Origin of the sequence: Pedobacter puniceum, from assembly GCF_009674685.1 — a bacterium.
Classification (GTDB): Bacteria; Bacteroidota; Bacteroidia; order Sphingobacteriales; family Sphingobacteriaceae; genus Pseudopedobacter; species Pseudopedobacter puniceum.
In genome coordinates, this window is sequence record NZ_WKJI01000002.1 from 699,638 (window position 1) to 712,118 (window position 12,481).

Genomic DNA, 12,481 nt, shown 5'->3' on the forward strand with positions numbered 1-12,481 from the left:
AAAAACAAAGTCTCCTTTAAAAGAAGACTTTGCTAATATCTGGATGCTTAACTATTTCCTCTGGTAGGATGCGGAACTATAGACGACAAATCTTTTATCTTTACGGGCATTCCAGAATCGATACTTTTTCTGGCTGCCACACCTGTTAGGCAAGACATAGCCCCATCTCTACTTCCGGCTGCTTGTTTAAACGGGTCTGCTCCTGGGTTAAAGAGTTGTTTTCTTAGACGAATATCTCCACCGCCATGGCCTGCTTCGGTATTATCTATTCTAATGTATGCTGTTTCACCAAAATTTTTGGTGATTTGTATTTCGTCATATTTCTCTTTTGGCCAAGGCTGACTTTCGTGTATCCAAGTATCAATTTTTCCTTTTGTACCGTTAAATGATATCCGGTAACCTTCATAAGGAGAATAAGCTGTTAAAGAATAACTCACCTGTACATTATTTGCATATTTGATTTGTACGGCCATTTTATCAAAAATATCGATGTCTTCTCTAAAAACGCAGCCATCTCTTAAGTAGCCATCGTATTTTTCATTATCGGCATAGAGCTTCATTAAGCGGTCGTTTTTAGTCATATCAAAATAAAACTTACACTCGTTTTTATGCGGACAAGGTCTACAATTGGTAGACCTAAACGGACCATTTTTACCATAAAACTCTAATGAGCCGTAAGCAAAAACCTCTACCGGGTCTGAGTTTAGCCACCAGTTTAATAAATCAAAATGATGGGTAGATTTATGTACCAATAAAGACCCTCCAAATTCTCTTTTACGATGCCATCTTCTAAAATAATCTGCCCCATGGGAAGTATCTAAATACCAATGAAAATCTACTGAGGTAACTTTACCAATTTCTCCTTTATTGATGAGCTCGTATATTTTCTGGCGATGTGGCGAGTAGCGATAGTTAAAAGTTACATGAACCTTTTTACCCGTTTTCTTCTCGGCATCTAAAATCAGCTGGCATTTATCTTCATCAATTGTCATGGGTTTTTCTGTAATGATATCTGCCCCAGCCTCTAGTCCTTTCACAATTTGCTCATGATGGGTGCTATCCATAGTGGTAACGATTAATATGTCTGGCTTGGTTTCTTGTAGCATTTTATCCAGATTGGTATAAGTTGGGCAGCTTACATTCATTAATTGTTGCGCTGTTTTAACCCTACCGGGATTGATATCGCATAAGCCAACATATTCTACAGAATCCTTAAATTCTTTGATGACGGAGGTACCCCACATGCTAATGCCTCTTACACCTGTACCCACCAAAGCAACCTTTTTTTTGGGTATGTTTAGCGTACTTGCCAATAAAGTATCGGCAATTAAAGTTGCGGCCATAGCAGAGCCAGTTTGACGAATAAATTTTCTGCGGTGCATGTTTAATTTAGTTTTTGGTTATTTGAATTTAAGGATTAATATTTCTAAAAATTCAACAGCTGGGATGAAAATCTATGCAATCGTTGCCGGAGATGCAGATTTATATTTGAAACCGCACTAATAATTATAAAAAACTCTTATACATATCATATCTTATATAAATAATAATTAATGAATTAGATTAGCCAAATTTGCACTGTTTCACAAAATTCATATGCATCATGAAAAAAATAACTATTGCAAAAGGCGACGGAATTGGTCCAGAGATTATGGATGCCACACTAAAAATTATAATGGCTGCTGGTGCCCGTATTGAGGTTGAGGAAATTCTTATTGGTGAGCAAGTTTATCTTTCAGGGAATACTTCTGGTATTTCTTCAGAGTCTTGGGATATTGTACGCAGAAACAAGGTTTTCTTAAAAGCTCCAATTACTACCCCTCAAGGTGGTGGCTATAAAAGCTTAAACGTGAGTACAAGAAAATTCTTGGGTTTATATGCTAACGTACGCCCTTGTATAAGTTTACACCCCTTTGTAAGTACCAAACACCCTAAAATGGATTTGGTTATCATCAGAGAAAATGAAGAGGATTTGTATGCAGGTATAGAACATCAGCAAACAGATGAAGTTGTACAATGTCTAAAACTTATAAGCAGACCAGGGTGCGAGAAAATTATCCGTTACGCTTTTGAGTATGCAAAGCAACAGAATAGAAAAAAAGTAACTTGCTTTTCTAAAGATAATATCATGAAACAAACTGATGGATTATTTCATCAGGTATTTAATGAAATAGCTGCCGAGTACCCAGAAATTAAAAACGAACACTGGATTGTTGATATCGGTGCAGCTAAAGTAGCAGATACTCCAGAAGATTTTGATGTGATAGTAATGCAAAATCTTTATGGCGATATCATATCAGACATTGCAGCACAAATAACAGGATCTGTAGGTTTAGCGGGCTCATCTAACATTGGCGAAGAATGTGCCATGTTTGAAGCTATACATGGTACAGCTCCAGATATTAAAGGTAAAAACATTGCAAATCCATCGGGCTTATTACAAGGTGCTGTGATGATGTTGAACCATATTGGGCAAACAGATGTTGCCGAGAAAGTACATAACGCTTGGTTAAAAACTATTGAAGAAGGTACCCACACACCAGATATTTATGTAGAAGGTGTAAGCAAGAAAAAAGTAGGAACTAAAGAGTTTGCTGATGCTGTTATAGAAAATTTAGAGCAAAAGCCTAAGGTATTTAAGCCGGTTAATTATGCCAATAGCTCGGCTTTAAGCCTTCCTAAATATCAGCGAAAAGCACCTGCTAAAAAAGAACTTGTTGGGGTAGATGTTTTTGTAGATTGGAAAGGTCTTAACCCTGATGAATTAGCAGCTAAACTTAAAAATATCGAAAACGAGCAGGTTTACTTGAAGATGATTACCAACAGAGGTATTAAAGTATGGCCAGAAGGTTTTAAAGAAACTTTTTGTACAGACCACTGGAGATGCAGATTTCAAAGCCAAAAAGATAGCTTAAACAATAAAGAAATTGTTGAGCTTTTAGCAAGAGCTATTGCGCATGATATTGAAGTTATTAAAACAGAAAACCTTTACCATTTTGATGGCAAAGCAGGGTTCTCTTTAGGGCAAGGACAGTAAATTTAAATCATAAAGAAATGAATACATCAATTTTAAAAGGAGTTTATTCATCGCAAGAAGCGGAGGATTTATTAACGCAAATGATTCAGGTTAAGATTAAATTTCACGAGAATAAAATCAACAACATCCATGCAAATGAAGAGGATATAAAAATGCGTGAAAACTGTATCAAACAATTACAAAAAGAGTTGTATGATTTTCGTCAGAACATCCAAAAGCAAGCTTATAAAGTAAAACTGAATACAGAAATTAATATAGAGTTGGTAAATTAAAAAAGATTAAGTTGAACCCTAGAAAAGGCTTGAGACAAATTATACAAAAACAGTCTCGAGCCTTTGATTTTTAATTTAAGGATTTTTGTATATTTAATAGTCGTTACAAAATCTAGAAATGAAGATTAATCTAATTTATTTTTTGAAGTTTTTATTGTTTATCAGCTTCAAAAGCTTTGCTCAAGATGCGGATACATTTACCACTAATAATGTAATGAGCTTAGTGGCACCAAAAAATCATCAAGAAACTGAATATCATTTGCAGCAATTCTTAAGAACTACTAAAAGTTTGGTTATTCCGATAGCATTTACTACTTATGGTTTTATGGCTATTGAAAACCATCCTTTAAGACAAATTAATTCGGAGTTTAGAGAAGAAATTTTAGAGCATCATCCACAATTTGGAACTAAGATTGATAATTATCTTCAATTTTCCCCTTCTTTACTCGCATTTTCTATGAAATTAGCAGGTAATAAAGGTAAGCATGATATGTTACAAACTTTTAAATTACATGCAGCCTCTACTATATTGATGGCTGGTACAGTTTATCTTTTAAAAACCAATACCCATTTGTTAAGACCAGATGCTAGTGCTAGAAATTCTTTCCCATCTGGACATACTGCAACTGCTTTTGTAGGAGCTGAAATTTTACATCAAGAATTTAAACATACAGCACCTATTTTAAGTTATAGTGGATATTTAGCTGCAGGAGCAACTGGAGCTTTAAGAATGTATAATAACAGGCATTATTTTAGTGATGTAATTACTGGAGCCGGAATAGGTATATTAACCACTAAAGCTACTTACTGGCTGGATAAAAAATTACACGCCAAACATCATTAAATAAAAATCCCTGCTGTAAGTTTACAGCAGGGATTTTTTATGAGGCAGAAAATTAATTCCAACCACCGCCTAATGCTTTGTAAATATTTACTTGTGCATCTAGCTGTTTTAACTTGATTTCTATCAAATCTATTTTAGCATCTAAAGCTTCTCTTTGTGTAGATAAAACCTCTATATAATCTGCTCTAGCAGAGCTAAACAAATTGTTTGAAATGGTTATTGATTGTGTTAAAATATCTACTTCTTTTGCTTTAGTTTCATAACTTTTACTAAAATTATCAATTCTAGAAAGTTGATTCACCACTTCTATATGTGCATTTAAGATAGAACGCTCATAATTAAAAACCGCTTGTATTTGCTTTTCATTTGCATTAAAATAAGTTGCTTTAATAGCATTCTTATTTACCAATGGCGCTATCAAATCGCCAGCCAGATTATACATTATTGATTCTGGCTTTAACAAATAAGTTGGGTTAAAACCCTGAAAACCTAAACCGGCTTGTATACTAAATGATGGGTAAAAATTAGCTCGAGCGACTTTTACGTCTAATTTTGCTGCTTCAAGTTCTAACTCAGCCTGATGAATATCAGGACGATTTTGCAATAATTGCGATGGAACACCAGCAGCAATAAAATCAATAGTAACATGATTAAATACGGCTGCATTACGAGTTACCTTTTGCGGAAAACGTCCGGTTAAAAAGTTAATTCTATTTTCTGTTTCTATCACTTTTTGCTGAATCTCAAATTGCAGATTTTTGGTATAGAGCAATTGCGCCTCGAAACGGTTTACAGCTAATTGAGATACTTTTGCAGCTTCTTTTTGTAATTTAACAATTTGAAGCGCATTGTCTTGCAACTCTATATTTTGCTTGATAATTCCTAATAAATTATCTAAAGCCATCAATTCGTAATAAGAACTCGCTATCTCTGAAATGAGATTAGTAACCATAAAGTTTTTCCCTTCGATAGTGGTTAAATACCTTAAAACAGCCGCCTTCTTAGCATTATGAAGCTTTTTCCATACATCTAATTCCCAAGATAAAAAAGAACCTAATTTAAAATCGCCAACATATTTGGGTCCTTTTTCAGGATTTTCTTTTAAATCATCTTCAGAGAAACCGTCCCAAGTGTACTTACCCGCTTTGTCTAAACCGGCAGCACCTCCTAAATGTATAAATGGTAAATATTCCCCTTTCCTAGCTCTAACCTCGTTTTTACTTATTTCTATCTCACGTAAAGTGATATTTAACTCTTGATTATGAGCAAGCGCTGTATCAATAAGAGCTATTAACTGAGGCTCTTTAAAATAGCTTTTCCACTTCATTTTTGCCGAGTTTAAAGTATCCTGAGAACTGTTATAGGTAATAGGAGTTACTTTATTTTCTTGTTTACTGCTTACAACTGGTACTTTACACGCACCAAGCCATACTATACAGATGACAAGTACAACATACTTAGCTGTTATTTTCATCGTCTTTTTTATTTCTAATGCGTTTAATAATTTTTTGGATTTTCTTGCTTAATGCAGAATCAGAATGGCTTTCTACAAAGTCTTCACTTAATGGGTTTTCATCTTCATCTTTAATCAAATGCTTACCTTCTTGTAGCTTACCAAAAATGAAATAGAGACCAGGCACTATAATAACACCGAAAATGGTTCCGAAAAGCATACCACCTAATGCAGATGCACCAATAGTATGGTTACCCACAGCCCCAGGACCAGTAGCTATTACCAGAGGAATTAAACCGGCAATAAAGGCAAAGGAAGTCATTAATATTGGTCTGAAACGAGCTTTCGCCCCTTCTATAGCAGCATCTAATACGGTAGCACCTTTATGATGTTTCTGGACGGCAAATTCTACAATTAATACAGCATTTTTTCCTAGCAAACCTACCAGCATAATTAAACCAACCTGTGCATAAACATCATTGGCTAAGCCCATAGCTTTTAACAAGAAAAAAGAGCCAAATATACCTGGAGGCAACGATAGTAGAACCGCCAAAGGCAGAATAAAACTTTCGTACTGTGCAGCTAAAATCAGATAAACAAAGAATAATACTACTAAGAATAAATACAAAGCTTCGTTTCCTCTTCTTGCTTCATCATAAGAAAGACCTTCCCAGGCAATGTCATAACCACGAGGTAAAGTTTTTGCTGCTACTTCTTTAATAGCTTCTATAGCATCGCCAGAAGAATAACCGTTTGCCGGAACACCACTTATTAAAGACGATATATACAAGTTGTAACGAGCTATCTCATTTGGTCCTTGTGTTTTCTTAATCTTCATAAATGCAGAATAAGGAACCATTTCTCCACTCTCGTTTTTAATAAACATATTTAAGATATCTGATGGTTGTTTCCTAAACTCTGGACCTGCCTGGGTATAAACCTTGTAATAATTATTAAAGCGAATAAAGCCTTGCTCATAGGTACTACCAATCATTACATTTAAGTTCTCCATAGCATCTCCTACAGAAACTCCTTTTTGCATGGCCAATTCATTATCAACCAGAATTTCATACTGCGGATATTTTGCAGAATAGAAAGAAAATAAGCCACTTAGCTCTTTTCTTTCTTTTAAAGCCGCTAGAAACTCAGCATTAATTTTATCAAACTCTTGATAATCTACATCGCTACCTTTATCTAATAAACGTAAAGAAAAACCATCTGATGTTCCGTAACCCGGTACAGCAGGAGGTTCAAAATACTCGATATTAGCAGGAAGATCTTTTGATTTTTCTTCTAACTCTTCAATAACCTCTTTAACAGATTGCTCACGGTCTGACCAATCTTTCAAATTGATTAAACAAGTACCAGCATTAGAACCACGCCCTTCGGTAAGTATTTCATAACCAGCTAATGAAGTAACTGATGAAACCCCTTCTATCTTTCTTGCTATAAGCTGAAGTTTTCTTGAAATCTCATTTGTACGCTCAAGCGTGGTACCCGGAGGGGTTTGAATAATTGCGTAAATTTGCCCTTGGTCTTCACTTGGGATGAAACCTGCCGGAAGAATTTTATTTACACCTACTATCCCAAAAGCAAATAAAATAAGGATACCAAAAGTTACAACTCTTCTGTTGACAATAAGGGTTAAGAATTTGGTATATTTTCCGGTAATACGCTCAAAAGTTTGGTTAAACCAATCTATAAACATATTAATAGGTGTTTTTCTTTTGGGCTTACCATGTGTGTTTTTAAGTAACATGGCACACAAAACAGGTGTAAGTGTTAGTGCTACAAAACCCGATATCACAATGGCACTTGCCATAGTTAAAGAAAACTGACGATAAAGTACACCCACAGGTCCGGTCATAAAAGCAACAGGAACAAATACCGAAGTCATCACCAATGTAATAGCAATAATAGCCCCGCTAATTTCTCTGATTACCTTTTTTACAGCATTATAAGGGGAGAGGTGTTCTTCTTCCATTTTCACATGGACGGCCTCTACCACAACAATGGCATCATCTACCACCACACCAATAGCCAACACCAAGGCAAAAAGTGTTATGAGATTGATACTTAGGCCGAAGAAATTCATTAGTGCAAAGGCCCCAATAAGAGAGACCGGTACGGCAAGAATAGGGATAATGGTAGAGCGCCAATCGCCAAGGAAAATAAAGACAACAATAGCTACCAAAATAAAGGCTTCTACTAAGGTATGTAGTACTTTATCTATAGAGGCATCAACAAACTTTGAAACATCATAGTTAATCTCATAATCAACACCCGGAGGGAAATCTTTTTTAAGCTCTTGAAGCTTTGCCTTTACCTCATCAATAACCATATTGGCATTACTTCCCGGGTTTTGTTTAAGTACGAGTGATGCCGAAGGATGGCCGTCTTTATTAGAATAAATATCCACAAACTCACTACCCACTTCAACCTCGGCTACATCTTTTAACTTTAGTATTTCACCATCGGCATTAGCCTTAATCACAATATTCTGGTATTGTTCTGGTGTATTATACCATCCTTTATAGGTAAAAACATATTCTTGTGATTGTGCTGTTTTACCAGAACTTAAGCCAACCCTACCTGGTCTGGCCAAAACACTTTGTTCGTCTATAGCTTTTAAAACTTCATCGGCAGAAATGCTATAAGCTCTCATGCGCTCGGGATTTAACCAAACTCTGATAGCAAAAGACCTACTACCTATGGCTTGGGCAAAACCCATCCCTTTTATACGCTGTAATTCTGGTAAGATGTATGTGTTAGCATAATTGAATAAGAACTTTTCATCTACATTTTTTTCTTTACTGTAGAGGTTCAGATACATCAACATGCTGGGTTGTAAAGGCGAGATAATTACACCTTCTCTTTGCACCAATGGAGGTAAATTAGTCATGATTTGATCTACCCTAGATTTTACTCTTACTGCTGCAAGTGTGGGATCTGTACCTGGCTCAAAAATTACTTCAATAGTTGCTTCGCCGGCACTGGTTGCATCAGAAAGAATGTATTGCATACCTTGTACACCGTTAATAGCTCTTTCTATAATAGTTAAGGTAGATTTTACCAGAACATCGGCATTAGACCCCGGAAATTCTATAAAGATATTTACCCTTGGCGGCGCTATTTCTGGAAACTGCGCTACTGGAGACGAGTTAATGGCCAGTAAACCCATGAAAACAATTACCACAGAAAGGGCAATTGCCAGAACCGGCCTTTTTATAAATTTATTAAACATGATTTTAATTTTAGATGTAGGCCTTATTCGGCATGTAAATGATTTAACTCGGCCATTTCTTTCTCAAAAGACACAAACTCACCTTTTATTTGCTCGTTATTTTTAACCTTTCCTAAACCTTCAGCAAGAATTCTATCTTTTACACTTAAGCCAGACTCTAGAATGTATATATGAGGTAATTCATAAGCAACAGTAATTTGCTTGGCTTTTAAGACATTATTTTTATCTACGATGTAGACAAACTTCTTATCTAAAACATCAAAAGTTGCTTTTTGAGGAATAATAATAGCATTTTTAAGTACCACAGGCATCATGATGTTGCCTGTTTCACCATGTCTAAGAATACCTTTAGGATTTTGAAAAGTAGCTCTGAAAGCGATATTACCAGTCTCGTTATTAAAATCGGCTTCAATGGTTTCAACAAAACCAGGATAATTAAATGTCTCTTTATTGGCCATTTGCAGATATACTTTTTGCGCATCTTTAGTTCTGGCAAGCTTTACATAATCTAAATACTCTGCCTCGGGCACATTAAAGTACACCCACATTTTATTGTTATTAGATAAGGTAGTTAACAGTTCACCCTCTTCTATCAAAGAACCTAAACGGGTATGAAATCTATCCATAATTCCATCAAACGGAGCTCTTATTTCTGTAAAGCCTAAATGTGCTTGCGCTAAAGAAAGCTCTGCTTTTGCTTTGTTTAACTTTGCTTTTGCTAAAGCAAGCTCGTTTTCAGAAACTATATTTTTATCTCTAAGACTTTTTGTATTTCTATACTCTATTTCTGTAAAATTCATTTCGGCCTTAGCTTTTTCAACTTCCGCTTCATAAACTAGAGGCATAATTTTGAACATCAATTGCCCTTTTTTAACAAACTGACCTTCATCCACAAAGATTTTTTCTAAATACCCTTTTTCTTGAGATCTTAATTCTATATGACTGGCAGATTGAACCTGACCCACATATTCTTTAAATACAGAAGTATCTTTTTGAATTGGACTGGTAATAAGAAAAGTAGTGTCTTCTGCTTTTTCATGTTCATGATTTAGACAAGCAGAAAATAAAGCGATGCTTACGATAGCGGTAAGCATGAATAATTTTTTCATTCTATTTTATTGATAAGTGATTAAGAAAAATGGAAAGGCATGGCAACAAGAACCTTAATTTCTTTGGATAAGAAAATCAAATTCGTTGTGCATCCTATTTAGAAGATTGGTTTAAATGGAACACTTAAACCTTAGATATATCTAGGCTATTAAATAGCTTTTCCAAGAATGATGTAGAATAAATAAAGCAACCTGAGGTTGGTTTTGGTAAGATTGTAAAAGTTGAGTTAATAATCTTTTAACCGATGAACATATTTGCAGACTACTTCCTGCTGTTATATTCCAATTTAAAATTAAACTATCATCATCATATTCTAAAGGCTCATTATCATCACTAGCTTCTTCTTGGTAGGGTTTAGGAAAAGATTCTGATGGTAAATGATGATGATATTGTTTTACACAACTACCGCTAGAAATTATGTTTAGATGAGGAAATGCTGCATCATATTTATCATTAGCGGAAGTTTTTTTTAGCTGTAGGGATATTAAAAGAGCAAGAAAAAATAAAAAAAGCTTCATATTAAAGCTAAGTAGCTTACTTCCTTGGCTTTTTAAAATAGCAACTTCTCTTTTCTTAAACATTGTTTAACAAAGTTAGAAATATAAAAATAATAAAAGCAACTTAATCTGTAACAGGATATAAGTTGCTTTTTTATGAGAATAGGTCTTGTATAAAATAAACTTACTATTACCTCATCATTGGCATATACTTCTCTCTATACTCAAATAATAACCAAACATTTACAGCAAAAAAAGCTAAAGCTATGGGTAAACCCGATGGCTCATTAAAAATATGGGTAAGTAAAATACCAACTGTAATAGGTAATACCATAATAGCTGCTAAAGCTCTAAACCTTGGGATGATGATGAGAACACCACCAATAATCTCTACCACAGCAACCAAAGGCATTAGCCAAACTATGGTTGTGTAAGCAGCCATAAGTTTTACCATACTCTCTGGCATATCTTCTGGCATGGGCATATAGTTAAAAAACTTATTAAGCCCGGCATTAACAAACATAAGCCCGAAAATAAGGCTTAAAACAAATAGAATTTTACTTTTCATGATGTTAGGTTTATTTGGTTTAAAGATTGTTTAGGTTATTATCAACTAGTTTTTGATGTTAAGAATTAAGAAAGTTGGTTAAATATATTAAATATTAACACCAACGTAAAGAACAAATTACAATCAAATATTGAAACGTTTACAACTGTTTTAAACGTAGATGGTTAATATTGTCTAAAACACTAACAGATGAACAGCAGAGAAAGGATTATTTTATTATTGCTTGCGGCTTTAAACTTTACTCATATTCTTGATTTCATGATTATGATGCCTTTAGGCAATTACCTGATGCCATATTTTAATATTTCTTCTCAGCAATTCTCTATGTTGGTTGCTGCATACACTTTTAGCGCTGGTATTTCAGGCTTTTTAGCTGCTTTTTTTGTTGATAAATATGATAGAAAACAAGTGCTATTACTAGCCTATCTGGGTTTTTTAATTGGAACTTTATGTTGTGCTATATCTCCAACTTACAGTTTATTGTTAATTTCTAGGGTTGTTGCGGGTATTTTTGGGGGCTTAATAGGTGCTCAAGTTTTATCTATAGTGGCAGATTTGATTCCTTATGAAAGAAGAGGAACAGCTATGGGCGTAATTATGGCTGCTTTCTCTGTAGCATCGGTTTTTGGAGTTCCTTTTTCCTTGTATTTAGCTAATATTTTCAACTGGCATGGGCCTTTCTTTTTTGTTGCAGGTTTAGGAATTATACTGATACCATTTTTAATGAAGTATCTGCCTAAAATGGACACGCATATTAAACTTGCTGGCGGAGAAAAAGTTGGTCCTTTAAGATTGATAAAAGATATTGCTCAAGATAAAAACCAAATGTTAGCTCTTGCATTATCGGCAACCATTATGTTGGGCCACTTTATGATTATCCCATTTTTAAACCCTTTTATGGAGTTCAATAAGGGATTCAGCAAAGTACAAACCCCCATGATTTATATGGTAGGCGGAGCTTTAACGCTGGTAAGTTCTCCTTTTTTGGGGAAGCTGGCAGATAAAATTGGTAAGCATAGGTTATTTGTCATGATGGCTTTAATTACCACCATACCTATTGCTTTAGTAACCAATCTTCCAGATTTTCCATTTTATCAGGTTTTATGTATTACAGGGTTTTGGTTTGTGGTATCTACAGGACGGATGATACCTGCACAAGCTATGGTAAGTAATGTGGTAAGTAGCGAGAGAAGAGGAAGCTTCATGAGCATTAACTCATCGGTACAACAAATTTTTGTGGGTTTAGCGTCAGTTATATCGGGTTTAATTGTAGTTAAAAGAACCGATAATGTTATCTTAAACTATGATATAACAGGTTATATAAGTATCGCCATAACTTTAATAAGCATCTATTTTGTATCTAAACTACATGTAAGAACTAAAACAGATCAAAAATCATAAAAACTAAAAGGGCAGCTATAAAAATGCTGCCCTCTTAGTTTAAATAGAAAATTTT

The 12,481-nt window shown here is 34.7% G+C and carries 10 protein-coding genes; 4 read left to right on the forward strand and 6 right to left on the reverse strand.

Features of this window, described 5'->3' with window-relative positions; translation table 11 throughout:
• Positions 1-47: 47 nt before the first annotated feature.
• Positions 48-1,382 (reverse strand): Gfo/Idh/MocA family protein, encoded by a 1,335-nt coding sequence (locus GJJ64_RS09700; RefSeq protein WP_154287594.1) that lies wholly within the window; start codon positions 1,380-1,382, stop codon positions 48-50.
• 221 nt (positions 1,383-1,603) lie between these two features.
• On the opposite strand from GJJ64_RS09700, the gene GJJ64_RS09705 reads away from it, so the two are divergent.
• The 3 genes from GJJ64_RS09705 to GJJ64_RS09715 all read left to right on the forward strand — a co-directional run bounded on the left by GJJ64_RS09705 (position 1,604) and on the right by GJJ64_RS09715 (position 4,153).
• Positions 1,604-3,037, forward strand: coding sequence for an NADP-dependent isocitrate dehydrogenase (locus GJJ64_RS09705; RefSeq protein ID WP_154287595.1), 1,434 nt, complete (start codon positions 1,604-1,606; stop codon positions 3,035-3,037).
• 17 nt (positions 3,038-3,054) lie between these two features.
• The gene (locus tag GJJ64_RS09710; protein ID WP_154287596.1) at positions 3,055-3,309 is read left to right on the forward strand and encodes a hypothetical protein; all 255 of its coding nucleotides are present in this window, start codon (positions 3,055-3,057) and stop codon (positions 3,307-3,309) included.
• Between the two features lie 118 nt (positions 3,310-3,427).
• The gene (locus tag GJJ64_RS09715) at positions 3,428-4,153 is read left to right on the forward strand and encodes a phosphatase PAP2 family protein (RefSeq protein WP_154287597.1); all 726 of its coding nucleotides are present in this window, start codon (positions 3,428-3,430) and stop codon (positions 4,151-4,153) included.
• A gap of 52 nt (positions 4,154-4,205) precedes the next feature.
• On the opposite strand, the gene GJJ64_RS09720 is transcribed toward GJJ64_RS09715, so the two are convergent.
• From GJJ64_RS09720 to GJJ64_RS09740, 5 genes are all read right to left on the reverse strand, one after another.
• Positions 4,206-5,627: a TolC family protein gene (locus tag GJJ64_RS09720; protein WP_154287598.1), complete on the reverse strand. Its 1,422-nt coding sequence runs from the start codon at positions 5,625-5,627 to the stop codon at positions 4,206-4,208.
• The gene (locus GJJ64_RS09725) at positions 5,611-8,850 is read right to left on the reverse strand and encodes an efflux RND transporter permease subunit (RefSeq protein WP_154287599.1); all 3,240 of its coding nucleotides are present in this window, start codon (positions 8,848-8,850) and stop codon (positions 5,611-5,613) included. Before GJJ64_RS09725 ends, GJJ64_RS09720 begins: the two co-directional genes overlap by 17 nt.
• A 23-nt stretch (positions 8,851-8,873) precedes the next feature.
• Entirely contained in the window at positions 8,874-9,959 is a 1,086-nt protein-coding gene (locus GJJ64_RS09730; protein ID WP_154287600.1) for an efflux RND transporter periplasmic adaptor subunit, read from the reverse strand.
• 141 nt (positions 9,960-10,100) lie between these two features.
• The gene (locus tag GJJ64_RS09735; protein WP_154287601.1) at positions 10,101-10,541 is read right to left on the reverse strand and encodes a hypothetical protein; all 441 of its coding nucleotides are present in this window, start codon (positions 10,539-10,541) and stop codon (positions 10,101-10,103) included.
• A gap of 106 nt (positions 10,542-10,647) precedes the next feature.
• Entirely contained in the window at positions 10,648-11,025 is a 378-nt protein-coding gene (locus GJJ64_RS09740; protein ID WP_154287602.1) for a DoxX family protein, read from the reverse strand.
• Between the two features lie 189 nt (positions 11,026-11,214).
• Here GJJ64_RS09740 and GJJ64_RS09745 point away from each other — a divergent pair, with 189 nt between their 5' ends.
• Positions 11,215-12,426, forward strand: a complete 1,212-nt coding sequence (locus GJJ64_RS09745) for an MFS transporter (RefSeq protein WP_154287603.1) — start codon at positions 11,215-11,217, stop codon at positions 12,424-12,426.
• Positions 12,427-12,481 lie beyond the last annotated feature (55 nt).